This window comes from Pantoea sp. Ap-870 (genome assembly GCF_011752515.1).
Lineage (GTDB): Bacteria > Pseudomonadota > Gammaproteobacteria > Enterobacterales > Enterobacteriaceae > Pantoea > Pantoea dispersa.
Map to the genome: position 1 here is coordinate 22,068 of NZ_VWXG01000011.1, position 19,124 is coordinate 41,191.

16 protein-coding genes are annotated in these 19,124 nt (G+C 59.1%); 6 read left to right on the forward strand and 10 right to left on the reverse strand.

Features of this window, described 5'->3' with window-relative positions:
- Positions 1-43: 43 nt before the first annotated feature.
- A complete protein-coding gene (gene metE / locus F3J41_RS20915) occupies positions 44-2,314 on the reverse strand; it encodes a 5-methyltetrahydropteroyltriglutamate--homocysteine S-methyltransferase (protein WP_166712313.1) in 2,271 nt (756 codons plus the stop codon).
- A 226-nt stretch (positions 2,315-2,540) separates the two neighbouring features.
- Here metE and metR point away from each other — a divergent pair, with 226 nt between their 5' ends.
- On the forward strand, positions 2,541-3,473 hold the full coding sequence (gene metR / locus F3J41_RS20920) for an HTH-type transcriptional regulator MetR (RefSeq protein WP_021506955.1): 933 nt from the start codon (positions 2,541-2,543) through the stop codon (positions 3,471-3,473).
- A 90-nt stretch (positions 3,474-3,563) separates the two neighbouring features.
- Positions 3,564-4,046 carry a DUF1456 family protein gene (locus F3J41_RS20925; protein ID WP_058775519.1) on the forward strand — a complete coding sequence of 161 codons (483 nt, stop codon included), beginning with the start codon at positions 3,564-3,566 and terminating at the stop codon, positions 4,044-4,046.
- Here F3J41_RS20925 and F3J41_RS20930 read toward each other — a convergent pair.
- On the reverse strand, positions 4,043-4,921 hold the full coding sequence (locus tag F3J41_RS20930) for a carboxylate/amino acid/amine transporter (protein WP_088516577.1): 879 nt from the start codon (positions 4,919-4,921) through the stop codon (positions 4,043-4,045). The two genes, F3J41_RS20925 and F3J41_RS20930, sit on opposite strands and share 4 nt — an antisense overlap.
- Before the next feature lie 404 nt (positions 4,922-5,325).
- On the opposite strand from F3J41_RS20930, the gene glpT reads away from it, so the two are divergent.
- A complete protein-coding gene (gene glpT, locus F3J41_RS20935; RefSeq protein ID WP_021506959.1) occupies positions 5,326-6,666 on the forward strand; it encodes a glycerol-3-phosphate transporter in 1,341 nt (446 codons plus the stop codon).
- A gap of 34 nt (positions 6,667-6,700) precedes the next feature.
- Here glpT and yigL read toward each other — a convergent pair whose 3' ends face one another.
- On the reverse strand, positions 6,701-7,501 hold the full coding sequence (gene yigL, locus F3J41_RS20940) for a sugar/pyridoxal phosphate phosphatase YigL (protein WP_058758117.1): 801 nt from the start codon (positions 7,499-7,501) through the stop codon (positions 6,701-6,703).
- Positions 7,502-7,533: 32 nt separating this feature from the next.
- Positions 7,534-8,529 carry a lysophospholipase L2 gene (pldB, locus tag F3J41_RS20945; protein WP_166712315.1) on the reverse strand — a complete coding sequence of 332 codons (996 nt, stop codon included), beginning with the start codon at positions 8,527-8,529 and terminating at the stop codon, positions 7,534-7,536.
- A 103-nt stretch (positions 8,530-8,632) separates the two neighbouring features.
- Between pldB and rhtB the strand changes: the two genes are divergently transcribed.
- The gene (rhtB, locus tag F3J41_RS20950) at positions 8,633-9,256 is read left to right on the forward strand and encodes a homoserine/homoserine lactone efflux protein (protein ID WP_021506962.1); all 624 of its coding nucleotides are present in this window, start codon (positions 8,633-8,635) and stop codon (positions 9,254-9,256) included.
- A gap of 81 nt (positions 9,257-9,337) precedes the next feature.
- On the opposite strand, the gene rhtC is transcribed toward rhtB, so the two are convergent.
- Genes rhtC through pldA form a run of 3 tightly spaced genes read right to left on the reverse strand, consistent with a single transcriptional unit; the run spans position 9,338 to position 12,696 of the window.
- Positions 9,338-9,961 carry a threonine export protein RhtC gene (gene rhtC / locus F3J41_RS20955; protein WP_021506963.1) on the reverse strand — a complete coding sequence of 208 codons (624 nt, stop codon included), beginning with the start codon at positions 9,959-9,961 and terminating at the stop codon, positions 9,338-9,340.
- A gap of 12 nt (positions 9,962-9,973) precedes the next feature.
- Positions 9,974-11,797 carry an ATP-dependent DNA helicase RecQ gene (recQ, locus tag F3J41_RS20960; protein WP_058758115.1) on the reverse strand — a complete coding sequence of 608 codons (1,824 nt, stop codon included), beginning with the start codon at positions 11,795-11,797 and terminating at the stop codon, positions 9,974-9,976.
- Positions 11,798-11,817: 20 nt separating this feature from the next.
- Positions 11,818-12,696 (reverse strand): phospholipase A, encoded by an 879-nt coding sequence (pldA, locus tag F3J41_RS20965; protein ID WP_166712317.1) that lies wholly within the window; start codon positions 12,694-12,696, stop codon positions 11,818-11,820.
- A gap of 164 nt (positions 12,697-12,860) precedes the next feature.
- On the opposite strand from pldA, the gene F3J41_RS20970 reads away from it, so the two are divergent.
- Entirely contained in the window at positions 12,861-13,331 is a 471-nt protein-coding gene (locus F3J41_RS20970) for a thioesterase family protein (RefSeq protein WP_166712319.1), read from the forward strand.
- A 43-nt stretch (positions 13,332-13,374) separates the two neighbouring features.
- Entirely contained in the window at positions 13,375-14,274 is a 900-nt protein-coding gene (rarD, locus tag F3J41_RS20975) for an EamA family transporter RarD (RefSeq protein ID WP_021506967.1), read from the forward strand.
- Here rarD and F3J41_RS20980 read toward each other — a convergent pair.
- The 3 genes from F3J41_RS20980 to uvrD form a co-directional block, all read right to left on the reverse strand.
- Entirely contained in the window at positions 14,245-15,297 is a 1,053-nt protein-coding gene (locus F3J41_RS20980; RefSeq protein ID WP_058775517.1) for an AbrB family transcriptional regulator, read from the reverse strand. The two genes, rarD and F3J41_RS20980, sit on opposite strands and share 30 nt — an antisense overlap.
- Before the next feature lie 219 nt (positions 15,298-15,516).
- A complete protein-coding gene (gene corA / locus F3J41_RS20985) occupies positions 15,517-16,470 on the reverse strand; it encodes a magnesium/cobalt transporter CorA (RefSeq protein ID WP_010617090.1) in 954 nt (317 codons plus the stop codon).
- Between the two features lie 321 nt (positions 16,471-16,791).
- Entirely contained in the window at positions 16,792-18,954 is a 2,163-nt protein-coding gene (uvrD, locus tag F3J41_RS20990) for a DNA helicase II (RefSeq protein WP_021506969.1), read from the reverse strand.
- Positions 18,955-19,124: the final 170 nt, after the last annotated feature.

Here is a 19,124-nt window from a genome sequence, read left to right on the forward strand (position 1 = left end):
GCCAGCGCCCCCCAACTCAACAACACAACGTATTATCCTGCCATCAAACGGTTTCGGCGCGCAGCTTCTGCGCCGCTTTCACCATGTTGGCCAGCGCCTGACGCGTTTCACTCCAGCCGCGCGTTTTCAGGCCGCAGTCCGGATTCACCCACAGGCGCTGCTGCGGAATACTCTGCGCCGCTTTGCGCAGCAGATCTTCCATCCACTCCACGCTCGGTACGTTGGGTGAGTGGATGTCATACACGCCCGGCCCGATTTCATTGGGATATTCGAACGCTTTAAACGCATCCAGCAGATCCATATCAGAACGTGAGGTTTCGATAGTGATCACGTCGGCGTCCAGCGCGGCGATCGAATCCATGATGTCGTTGAACTCGCAATAACACATGTGGGTGTGAATCTGCGTCTCGTCCTGCGCCACCGCAGCGTTGAGGCGGAACGCGTCCACCGCCCAGCGCAGGTAGGCTGCCCAGTCAGACTGATGCAGCGGCAAGCCTTCACGCAGCGCCGGTTCGTCAATCTGAATGATGCCGATACCGGCTTTTTCCAGGTCCTGCACTTCGTCGCGCAGCGCCAGCGCAATCTGTTTTGCGATGGTTTCGCGCGTCACGTCTTCCCGCGGGAACGACCAGCACAGGATGGTGACCGGTCCGGTCAGCATGCCCTTCACCGGTTTGTCGGTCAGCGACTGCGCATACTTTGCCCACTCGACGGTGATCGGCTGCGGGCGGCTGACGTCCCCGATGATCACCGGCGGCTTAACACAGCGCGAGCCGTAGCTCTGTACCCAGCCGTTCTGCGTGAAAACAAAGCCGTCGAGGTTTTCGCCGAAGTACTCCACCATGTCGTTACGCTCGGCTTCGCCATGCACCAGCACGTCGAGCCCCAGACGTTCCTGCTCCGCAATCGCCTGCCGGATGTGTTCCGCGATACCGGTGCGGTAGTGGCCGCCGTCAATGTTGCCTTTTTTGAAGTCAAGGCGCAGGCCGCGGATCTCGGTCGTCTGCGGGAAAGAACCGATGGTGGTGGTAGGCCACGCCGGCAGGTTAAAGCGCTGACGCTGCGCCTGAGCACGCACGGTGTAGCTGCTGTTGCGCTCAGTGTCTCTGGCCTGGATTTGCGCCAGACGCTGCGCCACGGCGGGGTTATGCACGCGAGCAGAGTTTGCCCGGGCACGAATCGGCGCGCTCCAGGCGTGCAGCGCAGCGGCATCGTGCTGGTTCAGCGCCTGACTCAGCAGCGACAGCTCCGTACACTTCTGTAACGCAAAGGCGAACCAGCTTTTTACCTCGTCGTCGAGACGGGTTTCGACGCTCAGGTCAATGGGGCTGTGCAGTAGTGAACAGGAAGATCCAATCCACAGCTGCTGACGCTGGCCGATCAGCGGCTGCAGGCGCTCAAACCAGCGGGTGAGATCGGCGCGCCAGACGTTACGGCCATTGATCACCCCCAGCGACAGCAGCCAGTCCGCCGGGATCTGCTGGTTGAGTTGCTCGAGGTCGTCTTTGCCGTGCACCAGGTCCACGTGCAGGCCCTGCACCGGCAGCGTTTTGATGACATCAAGATTCTGACCAATGCTGTCAAAGTAGGTGGTCAGCAGCAGTTTCACTTCGCCCTGTAGCGCGTCGTACGCCGGTTTAAACGCCTCGCGCCACGCCTGCGGCAGTTCCAGCGCCAGCGCCGGCTCATCAATCTGCACCCATTCGATGCCGCGCTGACGCAGTTCTGCCAGCACCTGACGGTACACCGGCAGAATGGCCTGCAGCAGCGACAGGCGGTCAAAGGCGTCACCTTTCACCTTTCCCAGCCACAAATACGTCACCGGCCCCAGCAGCACCGGTTTGATGGTATGGACGAGCGCCAGCGCTTCATCCACCTCGTCCAGCAGCTGCGTCCAGCTGAGACGGAACTGCTGACCCTGGGTAAATTCCGGCACGATGTAGTGATAGTTGGTGTTAAACCATTTGGTCATCTCCGCCGCCGCCGCGGGCTCGCCGCTGGGCGCACGACCGCGGCCGATACGGAACAGGGTGTCGAGGTCAATCGAGCCATCTTTATTCTGGTGCCGTGACGGTACGTTACCGAGCAGCAGGCTGGTGGTCAGCACGTGATCGTACCAGGCAAAATCGCCGACCGGCAGCAGATCGACACCGGCGTCTTTCTGCTGCTGCCAGTGACGGGCGCGCAGCTCACGCCCCACCGCCAGCAGTTCGTCCTGTGAGCTGTTCCCGGCCCAGTAGCTTTCCTGCGCTTTTTTCAGTTCGCGGCGCAGTCCGACGCGAGGGAAACCGAGAGTATGGTTCAGAATGGTCATGTGAGATTCTCCAGAAGTTATTCGCTGTGCGACAGTCGCAGCAACCGATTTACGTTCATCCAGCGGGCAATCCTGCCGTGCGCTGAGCGTGTTAGCTGGACAAAGGTAAAGTGGCCGTCGCGTCTGACTGAGATGTTTAGCCGTCCAGATGTTTACACCGCTATAATCTGCGGGTACTGTATGTGTCTCAAGCGCAATTTGTTCAATCTCGATGTGAAGGACTCTCATGATCGAACTCAAACACCTGCGGACGCTGCAGGCGTTACGGCACACCGGCTCGCTGGCTGCCGCCGCCGCCCAGCTTCATCAGACGCAATCGGCGTTGTCTCACCAGTTCAGCGACCTGGAACAGCGGCTGGGCTTCCGGCTGTTCGTGCGTAAGAGCCAGCCGCTCCGTTTTACGCCGCAGGGAGAGATTCTGTTACAGCTGGCGGAGCAGATTCTGCCGCAGATCCAGCAGGCGCTGCAGGCCTGTCATGAGCCGCATCAGACCACGTTGCGCATCGCTATCGAATGCCACAGCTGCATCCAGTGGCTGACGCCGGCCCTGAACAATTTCCGTCAGAGCTGGCCGCAGGTAGTGATGGACTTCAAATCCGGCGTGACCTTTGATCCGCAGCCGGCGCTGCAGCAGGGCGAACTGGACGTGGTGCTGACGTCCGATATTCTGCCGCGCAGCGGTTTGTTCTATGCGCCGATGTTTGATTTTGAGGTGCGGCTGGTGCTGGCGCCGGATCACCGTCTGGCGCAGCTGGCCCACATCACGCCGGAAGATTTGGCCGATGAGGTGCTGATGATCTATCCGGTACAGCGTCAGCGGCTGGACGTGTGGCGTAACTTCTTACAGCCAGCCGGCGTCAGCCCGGCGCTGAAGAGCGTGGATAATACGCTGCTGCTGATCCAGATGGTGTCGGCCGGCATGGGCATTGCCGCGCTGCCGCACTGGGTGGTAGAGAGCTTTGAGCACCAGGGGCTGGTGGTGACACGCACGCTGGGCGACGGATTGTGGAGCCGTTTATACGCGGCGATGCGCGATGGCGAGCAGCGGCAGCCGGTGCTGGAGGCCTTTGTGCGCTTTGCCCGTCAGCACGCCTGCGAGCACCTGCCTTACGTGCGCGATGCCTCGCGCCCCGGCTCCCTGCAGCCGGTCTCGTCCTGATGCCGCGGGCGGCCAATGTCGCCCGTGCTGTTATCCCCGCCCTGCCTGCTCTATAATGCGCCGCCTTAACCGCTACCGGAGAGTTTCACCATGACCAATAACGATGTGCTGCGCAGCGTGCGCTATATGCTGGATTTGAGCGACAGCAAAGTGGTGGAGATTTTTGCGCTGGCGGGCAGTGAAGTACCGCGTGAAGATGTGCAGGCGTGGCTGAAGAAAGATGACGATGAAGCGTTTCGTAAACTGCCGGATGTGCTGATGGGTTACTTCCTCAACGGTCTGATTTTCTACCGTCGCGGCAAAAGCGAAGACGCGCCGGCCCCGTCGATTGAGCGCCGCATGAACAATAATATCTTTCTCAAAAAGTTACGCATCGCCTTCGCGCTGAAAACCACCGATATCCCGGATATTTTATTGAAGGCTAACTTCAAGGTGTCACAGGCCGAGATCGGCGCGATTTTCCGTAATCCGGATCATAAAAATTATCGCGAGTGCGGTGACCAGATTCTGCGTAACTTCCTGAAAGGCTTAACGCTGATTCAGCGGCCATCGACACCCGCGAAAAAAAGCTAAGCGCCTGAACTGCCGCTTTTGGCCGTGTGTCCCAGTACCCAGCGTTTATGCACGTACAGGGACGCAAAAATCACTATCGCCCCGGCGATAAAGCTCGGCCAGTGCGGTTTCTCCTGCCAGATCGCCAGGTTCACCAGTAATCCTGCCGGCACGTGCATGTTGTTCATAATGCCCAGCGTCCCGGCATCGACCTGGGTCGCGCCGTAGTTCCACATGAAGTAACCCAGTCCGGATGCGGCCACGCCCAGCCACACCAGCACGCCCCACTGCAGCGTGGTGGTCGGCAGCTTGTGCGGATTGCCCCAGATGCACCAGGCGATTACCGCGATCAGCACCGCGCCAAGATAGAACCACGAGAACGCGGTGTGCTGCGGCATTGGACGGACTTCCTGCAGGCGCTTATAGCCCACCATGCCAATCGCAAAGCAGATGTTAGCCGCCTGCACCAGCAGCAGTCCGAACCAGAAATCATCGCTGACTTTGTCGTAGCGGATAATGGCCGCACCGAGCACCGCCAGCAGGGCGCTAAAGGCATAGCCAATGCGCAGCGGGCGCTTGCTGAGCAGGTCATAAATCAGCGTGACATACAGCGGCGTCATCACCGTAAACAGCAGGAATTCCGGCACGCTGAGATAGAGATAAGCCTCAAAGCTGATCAGATACATGATGCCTAATTGCAGCATGCCCACCAGCATATAGAGCAGCAACGTTGAGGCGCGGTAACCGCGCCAGCGCAGAAACGGCAGAAAGACCAGCGCCGCCAGGCCTAAACGCATCAGCACCGAGAACCAGGTATCCACCTGCCCCGCCAGATACTCCCCGATTAAACTAAAAGAAAAAGCCCACAGAATGGTGGTAACGATCAGCAACAGCACGGTTATGCATCCTAAAGTTCAACACTGGCGCTAGTGTAAACAAACTACAGCGCGCTGGCGGGATAATCTGGTTGACATGTGATGAAATTAAACACGATCGCATCTTCCCTGCCCGGTCAGCAGGCACGCGTCCGCATGGCGGGTTGACCGACGGGCGGCGATTTTTATGAGGCAGCGCGCCGTTTTCTCTGACAGAAATGCGCGAAATCCAACATTTACTGGTTTATATCGCTCTTTATTGTCATAAAACTGTAACATATGTGTCACACGTCACAGTAACTGCGCGTAACCATCACTATTCTGTGCGCGAAATGGAAAGGTTGCTTTCTGTTCGCTGTCGTACTTTTTTTGCCCCAACCTGCTGGGAATCGATAACTATATTGCGCCCTTGGAGGGCCATTCTGATGTTGAGTATTTTTAAACCTGCACCACACCAGCCCCAGGTGGCGGACGATCGCGTCGATCCGCTCTATCGTCGTCTGCGCTGGCAGATCTTCTTCGGCATTTTCTTTGGCTACGCCGCCTATTATCTGGTGCGCAAAAACTTTGCGCTGGCGATGCCTTACCTGGTCGAACAGGGCTTTTCCCGCGGCGACCTTGGCTTTGCCCTCTCCGGCATCTCCATCGCCTACGGTTTTTCCAAATTCATCATGGGATCGGTCTCGGATCGCTCCAACCCGCGGGTATTTTTGCCCGCCGGCCTGATTCTCGCCGCCGCCGTGATGCTGGTGATGGGCTTCGTGCCGTGGGCAACCTCAAGCATCATGGTGATGTTCGTGCTGCTGTTTCTGTGTGGCTGGTTCCAGGGCATGGGCTGGCCACCGTGCGGACGCACCATGGTGCACTGGTGGTCGCAGAAAGAGCGCGGCGGCATTGTGTCGGTATGGAACTGCGCGCACAACGTGGGTGGCGGCATTCCTCCGCTGCTGTTCCTGCTCGGCATGGCGTGGTTTAACGACTGGAAAGCCGCGCTCTATATGCCGGCGTTTGGTGCCATCCTCGTCGCCATCATCGCTTTTGCGCTGATGCGCGATACGCCGCAGTCGTGCGGGCTGCCACCGATTGAGGCATGGAAGAATGACTATCCGCCGGATTACAGCGAGAACCACGAACAGGAGCTGACGGCGAAGCAGATTTTCATGCAGTACGTGCTGCCGAATAAGCTGCTGTGGTACATCGCGCTGGCCAACGTGTTCGTTTATCTGCTGCGCTACGGCATCCTCGACTGGTCACCAACCTATCTGAAAGAGGTGAAGCACTTCACGCTGGATAAATCCTCGTGGGCCTATTTCCTGTACGAATACGCCGGGATTCCGGGCACGCTGCTGTGCGGCTGGATGTCGGACAAGGTATTCCGCGGCAATCGCGGCGCCACCGGGGTGTTTTTCATGACGCTGGTGACCATCGCCACCATCATTTACTGGCTGAACCCGCCGGGCAATCCGGGCATAGATATGATCTGCATGATCGTCATTGGCTTCCTGATCTACGGTCCGGTGATGCTGATTGGTCTGCACGCGCTGGAGCTGGCACCGAAAAAAGCGGCCGGCACTGCGGCAGGCTTTACCGGTCTGTTCGGCTATCTCGGCGGATCGGTGGCAGCCAGTGCGATTGTCGGTTACACCGTGGATTTCTTCGGCTGGGACGGCGGTTTCTTAGTGATGATTGTCGGATCGGTGCTGGCGGTGGTGTTACTGCTGCTGACCATGGTCAGCGAGCATCGCCACAAGCAGCAGCAGGCGTAATCTGAGCGGGCCGGTGCATACCGGCCCGTTTTATTCAGGCCAGGAACAACTTACGCAGCGTCTGCGGCACCGCGTCGTCGGCGTTGCTGCCAATCACTTCCAGCGTCGGCAGGGTATCTTTCAGGCGCTGATGGGCGTTACGCATGATGCAGCCTTTGCCCGCCATACTCAGCATCTCGACATCATTCATGCCGTCGCCAAACGCGATGCACTCTTTCAGCGAATAGCCAAGCTGTTTCGCCACGGCTTCCAGCGCGTGCCCTTTCGAGACGCCGCCAGCCATTACTTCCAGACAGGTGGGCAGCGAGAAACTGACGTTAACCCGGTCACCCCAGCGCGCTTCAATCGCCTGTTCCAGCGGAACCAGATGCTCCGGATCGTCGCAGGTGAAGAACACTTTGCTGATGCCGTCGGTCGCCAGCATGCCCGGCTGATACACCTGATAGGTAAACACCGACTCCTGGAAAAACTCCGCTTCCTGCGGATTATGGCGGCTGATATGCCACTCATCGTCGCGGTAAACGTGCGTCAGGATTTTCTCATCGTGATATTTCAGGCCATACAGTTCGCTGGCGATATCGCTGTCCAGATTGTGGCTGAACACCAGCTCGCCGTCGGCGTTGTGCACGCGCGCGCCGTTTGAGGTGATCATATACGCCGGAATGCCGAGCTTATCGCGCATCTGACCGACGTCGATGTAGTGGCGTCCGGTGGCAAAAATAAAATGCACATCGCGCGCCACCAGTTCCTGCAGCGTGGTGCGGGCGAACGGCGTCAGACGATGTTGCGGAGAAAGCAGCGTGCCATCCAGGTCGGATGCAACGATGTGGTACATGTAGGCCTCTGGTATTGATGTCTAAGAATACATTAGTCACGGTGGCGCTGATAAAAGTCGACCACCGCATTGAGCGCTTCGGCGCGCATGGCGTCTGTTTCAAACAGGATCTCGTGACGCGCGCCCTGAATGATGTAAGGCGTGGAGCCTTCCACCGCATGTCCCGCTGCCGCCATGGCTTCACAGAACAGATCCTGCGCGCGGTTATCCACCACGTCGTCTTCACTGGCCTGCAGCAGCAGAATCGGTGTCGTAATCTGCGCCACCTGATTAAGGATATGGCGTCCGGCCTGAATCCCTTCCCGCACCCAGTGATAGGTGGGGCCGCCGACGCGAATCGCCGGATCGTCGGCATAAAAACGCAGATTGCGACGATAACGTTCGCGACTGTGCGTCAGCCGGTTAATGCCAAACGGGCTGGCGCGCCAGCGTCCGGTGCCCAGCGCGTAGCCGTCGCGCAGCGCGGGCAGCTTTTCCGCCCAGTCGAGAATACGGTGCGCCAGAAACGGCGGCAGCGGCAGCACGATACCAAACATCGGCGCACAAAACACCGCCGCGTGGAAGGCCTGCGGCTGACGCGCCAGAAACAGCGCCACAATTGCGCCGCCCATCGAGTGCGCCAGCACGTAGCGCTGCTGATAGTGATGGCTGACCATCTCTTTCAGATACAGCGTTTCCAGATCGTCGACATAATCGCTGAACTCCACCACGTGACCGCGATGCGAATCGGCCAGCAGCCGGTCTGAACGCCCCTGACCGCGATGGTCGATAATCACCACATCGTAGCCGCAGTGGAACAGGTCATAGGCCAGCTCGGGGTATTTGATGTAGCTTTCAATGCGTCCGGGCACAATCAGGATGACACGCCGGTGTTGCGGTGAGGTGAAGCGCACATAGCGAATGGTCAGATTGCCCACGCCGCTGAATTCACACTCTTCACGCTGACGCCAGAAGTCGAGCAGCGGACCGGTAGCAAAGGCTGAAAAAGCGTGCTCACGTCCGAGCCAACTCTGTTTATGCTGCTGCATCCGTCCCCCTGAAAAAACGTCAAACGCGGCTCTGCACTTAATAGCGCAGCGCGATTTTCTGGCGTATTGTGTCACACTTCACTCTCTTCAGGGAATGTCACCCATGACCATTGAATGGTGGTTAACCTACCTGTTAACCACGACCATCCTCAGCCTCTCGCCCGGTTCCGGCGCGATCAACACCATGAGCACCGGCATCAGCCACGGCTATCGCGGTGCGGCAGCCTCAATTACCGGATTACAGCTGGGTCTTGCCGTGCATATTGTGCTGGTGGGCGCCGGTCTGGGCGCGCTGTTTTCGCAGTCGGTGCTGGCGTTTGAGGTACTGAAATGGGCGGGCGCGGCCTATCTGGTGTGGCTTGGCATTCAGCAGTGGCGTTCAGCGGGCGGAATCGATCTCAATGCGGTGGCCAAAGCGATGCCGCGTCGTCGTCTGTTTCAGCGCGCGCTGCTGGTGAATCTCACCAATCCGAAGAGCATTGTGTTTCTCGCCGCGCTGTTTCCGCAGTTTATCGTGCCGCACCAGCCGCAGCTGATGCAGTATCTGGTGCTCGGCGTGACCACCATCGTGGTCGACATCATTGTGATGATTGGTTACGCCACGCTGGCGACGCGCATTGCTGGCTGGATCAAAGGTCCGAAGCAGATGAAGCTGCTGAACCGGGTGTTTGGTGGCTTGTTTATGGCGGTCGGCGCACTGCTGGCCAGCGCACGTAAAATGGCGTAACGATTGGCATTGATCGTAGCGGCACGCTTTATCGCGCCCAGTTGAAACGCGCAAAAAATTGCGCCGCTACGGTTCGGGATCTTATCGGGAGATGATGAGGTGAATACCAAACCCGGCAAACAGCACGCCCGCCATACCGTCCACCCACTTCGCCATCCGCTGATACTTATCGCGCATCCACGGCAGGGCAAAAATCGCCGCCACCAGGGTAAACCAGGCAAAGGTTTCACCGACGATCAGCAGGAACAGGCCCCAGCGCTCAATCGCGCCCACATCGTTACCCACGAACAGTGAAAACACACTGCCGAAGTAGATGATGGCTTTCGGGTTAGACAGGTTGGTGAGAAACCCTTTGAGGAAGCTCATGCCACGCTTTGGCAGCTCAACCACCGGCGCTTCCGTATGAGGTTGCTTGTGACGCTGACGCGCTGAGCGCAGCAGCTGCCAGCCCATCCACAGCAGATACAGCCCGCCACCGACCATGATGATTTCATGCAGCCACGCCATTTTCTCCAGAATCAGATGCAGGCCCATCAGCGCGACACCGGCCCAAATCACAATCCCCAGCGTAATGCCGAGCACGCCCATCATCGCTTCTTTGCGCGAGCGGCTGGCGGCGGTCTGTGAGACAAAAAAGAAGTCCGGTCCCGGACTCATCAGCGCAACCAGATGCACCAGCGCGACGGTGGCAAATAACATCAGCATGGTTTATTTCCCTTATTCTTCATCAAGATGTTCTTTGATCATCAGCAGGAACGGCTTACCGAAGCGCTCCAGTTTGCGATGACCGACCCCGTTCACGCTCAGCATCTCTGAAGCGCTGACCGGCATTTGTTCTGCCATTTCAATCAGCGTGGCGTCGTTAAACACCACGTAAGGCGGAATATTCTCTTCGTCGGCGATGGCTTTACGCAGCTTACGCAGCTTGGCGAACAGCTTGCGATCGTAATTGCCGCCGTAGACTTTTGGCGCGCTGCTGCGGCTTTTCACCGTCACGGTGCGCGGTACCGCCAGCATCAGCGGCACTTCAGCACGCAGCACCGGGCGCGCGGCCTCGGTGAGCTGCAGCGCCGAGTGCATGGCGATGTTTTGCGTCACCATGCCCAGATGGATTAGCTGGCGCAGCACGCTGACCCAGTGCTCCTGACTCTGCTCGCGCCCGAGGCCGTACACCGGCAGTTTGTCGTGGCCGTTATCGCGGATGCGCTGGTTGGTTGAGCCGCGCAAAACTTCAACAATATAGCTCATCCCAAAACGCTGCCCGGTACGATAAATGCCCGACAGCGCTTTTTGCGCTTCGACCAGGCCGTCATAGCGACGCGGCGGATCGAGGCAGATATCGCAGTTGCCGCACGGCTGCTGGCGACCTTCACCAAAGTAGTTAAGCAAGACCAGACGACGGCAGGTTTGCGCCTCGGCAAACGCGCCCATGGCGTTGAGTTTGTGGCGTTCAATATCCTGCAGCGGCCCGGGCGCTTTCTCTTCCAGACACTTACGCAGCCATGCCATGTCGGCCGGGTCGTACAGCATCATCGCTTCCGCCGGCAGGCCATCACGCCCGGCGCGGCCGGTCTCCTGATAGTAGGATTCGATATTGCGCGGAATGTCGAAGTGCACCACAAAACGCACGTTGGGCTTGTTGATGCCCATGCCAAACGCCACGGTCGCGACCACGATTTGCAAATCGTCACGCTGAAACGCTTCCTGCACGCGTGCGCGCTGCTCGCTGTCGATGCCGGCATGATAAGCGCCAACGCTGATGCCGCGACTCTGCAGACGCGCAGCAGTGTCTTCCACTTTGGCGCGGCTGTTACAGTAGATGATGCCGCTTTTGCCGCGCTGATCCTGCACGTAGCGCAGCAGCTGCTCGGTAGGCTTAAACTTCTCCACCAGCGTGTAGCGAATGTTGGGACGGTCAAAACTGCTGATCTGAATCAGCGGATCGTGCATCTGCAGCAGATGCACGATGTCGTTACGCGTGGCTTCATCGGCGGTGGCGGTCAGCGCCATCACCGGCAGCTGCGGAATACGCTGGCGCAGCTGACCGAGCGCGCCATATTCCGGACGGAAATCGTGGCCCCACTGCGAAATACAGTGCGCTTCATCGACGGCCAGCATCACCGGATTCCAGTGCTGCAGGGTGTCGAGGAAGTTATCCATCATCAGACGTTCCGGCGCGATGTACAGCAGCCGCAGTTTGCCGCTGCGGCAGTCCGCAAACACCTGCTGCTGCTGCTCACGCGTCTGCGTCGAGTTAAGGCACGCCGCCGCCACGCCGTTCGCCAGCAGCTGATCAACCTGATCTTTCATCAGTGAAATCAGCGGCGAAACCACCAGCGTCAACCCTTCGCGCACCAGCGCCGGGATTTGATAGCACAGCGATTTGCCGCCGCCGGTCGGCATCACCACCAGGCAGTCGCGCCCTGACAGCGCGGTTTCGATGATGGTTTGCTGACCCGGACGGAACTGCTGATAGCCGAAGGTATCCTGTAATACCTGCTGCGCCAGCATTTCCTGATTAAGCACTGCCGATGTTGCCACGGTAATCCTGTTTTGACTGGTTAGAACAGATCGTTAAGCGTTACGCCGACGCCAAGACGCGTCTGGCGATGGTTATAGTCAATAAGGGATTCACCATAACCGCTGAACAGCTGCGTGTAAAAGCGCACGTGTTCAGAAATCGGATAGCTCCACGCGAAGGTTGCACCGCCGTAGCCGCTATTCCAGTTGTAGTTGCCTTCCGCGCTGAAAATGCTGTCGCCGAGCATATAGCCCAGCTTCGCGCGGTAGTAGCCCATGTACTTGGTGATGTCCGGGTTATCGTCGTTGCTGGCACTTTCCGGCAGACGATACCAGGGTTTGATTTCCGCCAGGAAGTTGCCGTTCTCCGCCATCAGACGGGCGTAAGCGCGGTTCCAGCTGCGTGACGTGGGATCGCTGCGGCCGTTTGACTGATGATTCAGACCCAGCTCGACGTCGCGTAATGTCCAGCCGCCCAGCGAATAGTCGGTAGCCCAGCCGAGAAAAATCTGCGGCTCATAGTTGGTTTCACGAAACGGTGATGAAGCCCCCCGGTTCGACAACTGCCACCAGGAGCGCTGAGTATACGACGCGGCCAGCACCGAGTTGTCACCCAAAATGCCGCGCCACAGCGGAAACGCCAGGCTGAGCTGGAATTTTACTTCATCCTTTTTCGCTTTGTCTGCCCAGTTGTAAGAGGAAATCGCCTCTTTATTCATGTCGCTGGTGTAGGTGTAAAGCAGATAGTTATTTTCATAGGGATAAAGCACGAATGGGTTATCGTGTTTTTCCAGCAGGTTAGCGATAATACTGCCCTTCACCGCTGGTGCGTCATGAACCTCTTTCACGGTGGCTTCATCGGCCTGCGCCAGCGCAGGAACCATAAATGCCGCGGCCAGCAAGGCGTACTGCTTACGCATAGAATTCTCCAGAGCGCTGCAAAAGTTATCGTCGGGCGACGGTTCAAAAAGCACGCCATTCTACACGCAAACCCGGTGGTTGATTAGCGCGGATTTCTGAAACTGGAAAGCGGCACGAACGCGGCATAATATACACAATTCTTTAACATCTTAAGGCAGGAAAAATGTCATCCCCGATGCTGACACAGCAGGAAGCGCGCCGGCTGATTGGCGAAATTTTTGTCTATCACATGCCGTTTAATCAGGCACTGGGCCTTGAGCTGGATCGCCTTGAAGCCGATTACGCCGAACTCGGCTTTGCCAATAAAACCATGCTGGTGGGTAACGCCGCGCAGCAGATTCTGCACGGTGGCGTGATTGCCTCAGTGCTGGATGTTGCCGCCGGGCTGATGTGCGTCAGCCATGCGCTGTCGCGCCAGCAGAGCATCAGCGAAGAGGAGCTGCGTCAGCGCCTGTCGCGCATGGGCACCATTGATATGCGCGTCGACTACCTGCGCCCGGGCCGCGGCGAGCGCTTTGTCGCCACCAGCAGTCTGCTGCGCGCCGGGAATAAAGTCGCGGTAGCGCGCGTCGAATTGCACAATCAGCAGGGCGATTACATCGCCACTGCGACTGCGACCTATCTTATTGGTTAACTTCGCGCGGCCTGCGACACTCGCCGCTTTTCTGGAATAGATGATGGATACGCAACAAACGCGTCAGGGCATTTTTTATGCGCTGGGCGCTTACTTTATCTGGGGCATCGCGCCGGCCTACTTCAAGCTGGTCAAAGAGGTGCCACCGACGGAAATTATGACCCACCGTGTGATTTGGTCGGCCCTGTTTATGCTGGGGCTGATTACCCTGAGCCGCAGCTGGCGTCAGGTGCGCAGCGTGCTGGCCCAGCCGAAAAAAGTGCTGCTGCTGGCGCTGACCGCACTGACCATCGGCGGCAACTGGCTGCTGTTTATCTGGGCGGTGAATAATCAGCATATGCTGGAGGCCAGCCTCGGCTACTTTATCAACCCACTGATTAACGTGGTGTTTGGCATGCTATTTCTGCGTGAGCGCTTCCGCCGTCTGCAGTGGCTGGCGGTGCTGCTGGCGGCCACCGGCGTGCTGGTGCAGCTGTGGCAGTTCGGTTCGCTGCCGGTCATCGGCCTCGGCCTGGCGCTGAGCTTCGCGCTGTACGGACTGGTGCGCAAGAAGATTCAGGTAGATGCACAGAGCGGTATGCTGATTGAAACCGCGTGGCTGTTCCCGCTGGCGGCCATCTATCTGTTTGGCTTTGCTGACAGCGCCACCAGCCACCTCAGCGCCAATCCGCTCAGCCTGAACCTCAAGCTGATCGCCGCCGGCATCATTACCACCATTCCGCTGATGCTGTTTGCCGCCGCCTGCGCGCGCCTGCGCCTGTCGACGGTCGGTTTCTTTCAGTACCTCGGGCCGACGCTGATGTTCCTGCTGGCGGTGCTGTTTTACGGTGAGAGCCTGACGCCGGATAAAATGGTGACCTTCGGCTTCATCTGGCTGGCGCTGGCGATCTTCATTCTGGACGCGCTGCTGTTTTCAGCCCGCACGCGCGTGCGCATAGCGTGAGATAAAACGGGCCATCGCCGGGCCGGTAAGCAGAATAGTAAACAGACGCAGCGTCTGCAGCGCCATGACAAACGCAATATCGACCCGGCTGCCAGCAGCAATAATCGCCACCGTATCCAGCCCGCCCGGGCTGGTTGCCAGATAAGCGGTCATCAGATCGACGTGCAGCACGCGCGTCAGCATCCACGCCAGCCCCCCGCACAGCAGCATCAGGCCGATAATCGAGGCGATCATTTGCGGCAGCGTGCGCAGCGCCAGCAAAAAGATCGGCCGGGTAAAGCGCAGGCCAACGCTCCAGCCGATCAGCGCATAGGCCAGTGCCAGCAGCCACTCCGGCACCTGCAGCGTCGCGACCCCCGTTCCGTGCAGCGTGGCACCCATCAGTGCCGGCAGCAGCAGCGCGCCGGACGGGATACGCAGTTTCTGCCCGAGCCACGCACCCGCCACCATCACCAGCAGCGTTAGCACGAAGCCACTGTGCAGCGGCGGCAGCCAGACAATGTGGGCGGCAGCACCGCTGCTGCCGAGGCCGATGCGGGCCACCACGGCCGCGGCGGTAGCAACAAACAGTACGCGCAGATATTGCATAAACGCCACCAGCCGCACGTCGGCGCCGAAATCGCCCGCCATCGCCACCATTGCGGACGCGCCGCCCGGCGACGATCCCCACGCGCCGGTCGGTCCCGGCAGCGAGCTAAAGCGCACCAGCAGAAAACCGGACAGCCCGCTGGCCGCCAGCGTCAGCAGCAGCACCGCCAGCACCACCGGCCAGTCATCAAGCAGCGGCGAGAGGATCGCAGGCGACAGGCTCTGGCCGATCATGCAGCCCAGCACCGCCTGCGCCAGCACGAACAGCCGTTTGTCGATGCGCACGGTTGCGCCGCTCAGCCCCATAATGGTACCGACAATCATCGGACCGAGCAGCAGTGCGGCCGGCAGGTGCAATAGCTGCAGCAGGCAGCCCAGCACCAGCGAAGCCGTCAGCAGCAGCGCCCACTGCTGCCGCAAAGAGAAACGCGCCATAGGGTGGAAATCAGAAAGTGAATTGAGGCAACAGGTTAGCAGATTAGCGCTGGCGCGTCAGGGGTAAGGCCACGGATAGCGATGGAGACGGTCGTCATGAATGACGACCCTACGACGGCCTGGCAGGTTGAAAAGAACGCACGCGCGTGAAGTTGACGGTATGTATGCACAATCGGTGCGTTAACCCGTAGGGTGCGCATTAATGCGCACCTGGTAAACTTACAGCCAGTTCTTCCGTTTGAAATAGAGATACGGCGCCAGCCCGGCGAGAATCATCAGGCCAATCGCGCCGGGATAACCAAAGCTCCACTTCAGCTCCGGCATAAACTCAAAGTTCATGCCGTAGCTGGAGGCCACCAGCGTCGGCGGCAGGAACACCACGGACACCACCGAGAAGATTTTGATGATGCGGTTCTGCTCGATGTTAATAAAGCCCATCGCCGCCTGCATCAGGAAGTTAACCTTCTGGAACAGCGATTCGTTGTGCGGCAGCAGCGATTCGATGTCGCGCAGGATCTCGCGCGCCTGCTCCAGCTGATTGCCCGGCAGCCGCGCTTTACGCACCAGGAAGTTCAGCGCACGCTGGGTATCCATCAGGCACAGACGCACTTTCCAGCCGATATCTTCCAGCTCCGCCAGGCGCGACAGCGCGTCGTCGTACTCTTCGCCCTGCTGCCCTTCCATGATCACGCGGCTGAGTTTTTCCAGCGCGCTATAGATGTTCTCGATCTCATCCGCCAGCTGCTCGATTTTGGTTTCGAACAGATCGAGCAGCAGCTCGTAGGCGTTGCCGTCGGTCAGCTGCTGATTGCGCGCGCGCATGCGGTACAGGCGGAACGCCGGCAGCTCACGCTCGCGCAGCGTGTACAGACGATCTTCGCGGATGGTAAACGCCACGGTGGAGTTGCCGGCGTGATCTTCAGCATCTTCAAAAAAGAAAAAGGAGTGGATGTGCAGGCCGTCTTCGTCCTCGAAGAAACGCGCCGAGGCCTCAATGTCCTCCAGTTCGGGACGCGTTGCCAGGCTCTGCCCCAGTTCTGACTGCACGCGCTCACGCTCGCTGTCGTCCGGCTCGATCAGATCGACCCACACCGAGGTGTTGAGTTTGTCGTTGTTGTCTTCCAGCTCGATGCGCGTCAGGCGATCGCGCTCCAGTTTAAATGCGCTCAGCATAGCAATACTCCCCATTGCAGACGACATGGGACAAGGCGGTGAACCGCAGTGCTGCTGGCACCACGGGCACGGCAAAGCCTGAACGCGGAAACTTTCGCTTCAAGGGTAAATCAGTGCTGACTCGTGCGACGGGATCAAAAAGGGAGGTCGCTGATAACCGCTAAGGCTACCCGCGTTAAAGAGGTAGCCTTAGAAATTGTCCCTGTTAACCAGGGTATAGAGCCAGCATCGACTGGGCGCGTCCAAGGCATTGTCCTCTCATGATAATAGTGCGCGCATGTTACGCTGAGACGAAAAAGTCGTCAAGGTAGCGCAACCGCGCTACACGGTTTCCAGCCGGGCGTAAGCCGCCACCAGCCACTTGATGCCCTGGCCCTGGAAGGCCACCTGCAGACGGCTGTGCTCGCCGCTGCCTTCCAGATTGATAATGGTGCCTTCGCCGAACTTAGCGTGGCGCACGCGCTGCCCGAGCGCGAAGCCGCTGTCGCTCTTCGCCACCGGTGTGCCCATGCGCTGATGACTCACCGGCCGGCTCACGCTGGCGCGCAGCCGCACCTCTTCCACGCACTCTTCCGGCAGTTCACCAATGAAACGCGATGGCCGGTGATACACTTCCTTACCATAAAGGCGACGGGTTTCGGCGTAGGTGAGCGTCAGCTTCTCCATCGCGCGCGTCACGCCGACATACGCCAGGCGACGCTCCTCCTCCAGCCGGCCGCCTTCGTCCAGCGACATCTGGCTCGGGAACATGCCCTCTTCCATGCCGACGATAAACACCTGGCTGAACTCCAGCCCTTTCGCCGAGTGCAGCGTCATCAGCTGCACCGCATCCTGCCACTTGTCCGCCTGGCCTTCACCGGCTTCCAGCGCCGCGTGCGACAGAAACGCCTGCAGCGGCATCAGATCTTCGTCTTCGTCCTGATAGCTGAACTGGCGCGTGGCGGTGACCAATTCCTCTAAGTTTTCGATACGCGCCTGGCCTTTTTCGCCCTTTTCCTGCTCGTACATCAGCCACAGGCCGGAGTCTTTAATCACCCGATCGGTCTGTACGTGCAGCGGCAGCTCAGCGGTTTCCGTCGCCAGCGCATCCACCAGCTCGCAGAAGCGCTGCAGCGCCGAGGCGGCACGGCCAGCCAGCGCTTTGGATTGCAGCAGTGCGCGCGTGGCCTGCCACAACGTCAGCTGCTGCTCACGCGCGGTCTGGCGCACCACATCGAGCGTGCGATCGCCAACCCCGCGCACCGGCGTGTTGACCACGCGCTCGAATGCCGCATCGTCATTGCGGTTGGCCAGCAGCCGCAAATAGGCCAGCGCATCTTTGATCTCCTGGCGCTCGAAGAAGCGCATGCCGCCATAAATGCGGTACGGCATGCTGCCCTGCAGCAGCGCCTCTTCCAGCACGCGCGACTGGGCGTTGCTGCGGTAGAGAATCGCGCAATCCTGCAGCGCGTTGCCGTTTTCATGCCAGGTTTTGATGCGATTGACGACAAAGCGCGCTTCATCCAGCTCGTTGAACGCGCAATACAGTGAAATCTTTTCGCCGTCGCTGCCGTCGGTCCACAGCTCTTTCCCCAGACGGCCATTGTTATTGGCAATTAGGGCGTTGGCTGCTTTCAGAATGTTATTGGTGGAGCGATAGTTCTGCTCAAGACGGATGGTTTCCGCGCCTGGGAAATCCTGCAGGAAACGCTGGATGTTCTCCACCTGCGCGCCGCGCCAGCCGTAAATGGACTGATCGTCATCGCCAACGATGATGACCCGGCCGCTGTCGCCAGCCAGCATGCGAATCCACGCGTACTGAATGTTGTTGGTGTCCTGGAATTCGTCCACCAGAATATTGCTGAAGCGCTCGCGGTAGTGATTGAGAATCTGCGGCTTGTTGAGCCACAGCTCATGCGCCCGCAGCAGCAGTTCGGCGAAGTCGACCAGCCCGGCGCGATCGCAGGCTTCCTGGTACGCCTGATAGATACGCAGCCACGTCTGCTCCACCGGATTGCCGTAGCTTTCAATGTGCTTAGGCCGCAGCCCTTCGTCCTTTTTGCCGTTGATGTACCACATGCCCTGACGCGCCGGCCACTGTTTCTCGTCGAGGTTCATGGCTTTGATCAGGCGCTTGAGCAGACGCAGCTGATCTTCGCTGTCGAGGATCTGGAAATCCTGCGGCAGCCCGGCATCCAGGTGGTGCGCGCGCAGTAAACGGTGCGCCAGGCCGTGGAAGGTGCCAATCCACATGCCGCCCTGGCTGGTACCGATCAGCTGGTCGATACGGTGGCGCATCTCCGCTGCCGCCTTGTTGGTGAAGGTCACCGCCATGATTGAGTAAGGCGAGCAGTTCTCTACCGACAACAGCCAGGCGATGCGATGCACCAGCACGCGGGTTTTACCGCTGCCTGCTCCGGCCAGCACCAGCAGATTGCTGCGCGGCGCGGCGACCGCTTCGCGCTGTTTGTCATTCAAGCCGTTAAGCAGATCGGAAACGTCCATAAGCACCGTTTTAAGCAAGTAGGATGCGTATCCTGCACCGTTCGCGTTGCCGCCAGGCGGCAAGGGCAGACATCTGCGAGGGCGTAATCAGCTAAGCGATCAGGCTGGTGACACACAGCCTGCACGGCCACGCGTTGCAGAATACAGAATACGACTGGATAAATTTACAG

What these genes read in the sequence shown, in the direction of transcription:
- metR (WP_021506955.1), top strand. Translation starts at nt 2,541, where the DNA reads ATGATCGAACTCAAACACCTGCGGACGCTGCAGGCGTTACGGCACACC.
- corA (WP_010617090.1), bottom strand. Translation starts at nt 16,470, where the DNA reads ATGCTGAGCGCATTTAAACTGGAGCGCGATCGCCTGACGCGCATCGAG.
- F3J41_RS20970 (WP_166712319.1), top strand. Translation starts at nt 12,861, where the DNA reads ATGTCATCCCCGATGCTGACACAGCAGGAAGCGCGCCGGCTGATTGGC.
- pldB (WP_166712315.1), bottom strand. Translation starts at nt 8,529, where the DNA reads ATGCAGCAGCATAAACAGAGTTGGCTCGGACGTGAGCACGCTTTTTCA.
- rhtB (WP_021506962.1), top strand. Translation starts at nt 8,633, where the DNA reads ATGACCATTGAATGGTGGTTAACCTACCTGTTAACCACGACCATCCTC.
- rhtC (WP_021506963.1), bottom strand. Translation starts at nt 9,961, where the DNA reads ATGCTGATGTTATTTGCCACCGTCGCGCTGGTGCATCTGGTTGCGCTG.
- glpT (WP_021506959.1), top strand. Translation starts at nt 5,326, where the DNA reads ATGTTGAGTATTTTTAAACCTGCACCACACCAGCCCCAGGTGGCGGAC.
- metE (WP_166712313.1), bottom strand. Translation starts at nt 2,314, where the DNA reads ATGACCATTCTGAACCATACTCTCGGTTTCCCTCGCGTCGGACTGCGC.
- uvrD (WP_021506969.1), bottom strand. Translation starts at nt 18,954, where the DNA reads ATGGACGTTTCCGATCTGCTTAACGGCTTGAATGACAAACAGCGCGAA.
- F3J41_RS20925 (WP_058775519.1), top strand. Translation starts at nt 3,564, where the DNA reads ATGACCAATAACGATGTGCTGCGCAGCGTGCGCTATATGCTGGATTTG.
- F3J41_RS20980 (WP_058775517.1), bottom strand. Translation starts at nt 15,297, where the DNA reads ATGGCGCGTTTCTCTTTGCGGCAGCAGTGGGCGCTGCTGCTGACGGCT.
- yigL (WP_058758117.1), bottom strand. Translation starts at nt 7,501, where the DNA reads ATGTACCACATCGTTGCATCCGACCTGGATGGCACGCTGCTTTCTCCG.
- pldA (WP_166712317.1), bottom strand. Translation starts at nt 12,696, where the DNA reads ATGCGTAAGCAGTACGCCTTGCTGGCCGCGGCATTTATGGTTCCTGCG.
- rarD (WP_021506967.1), top strand. Translation starts at nt 13,375, where the DNA reads ATGGATACGCAACAAACGCGTCAGGGCATTTTTTATGCGCTGGGCGCT.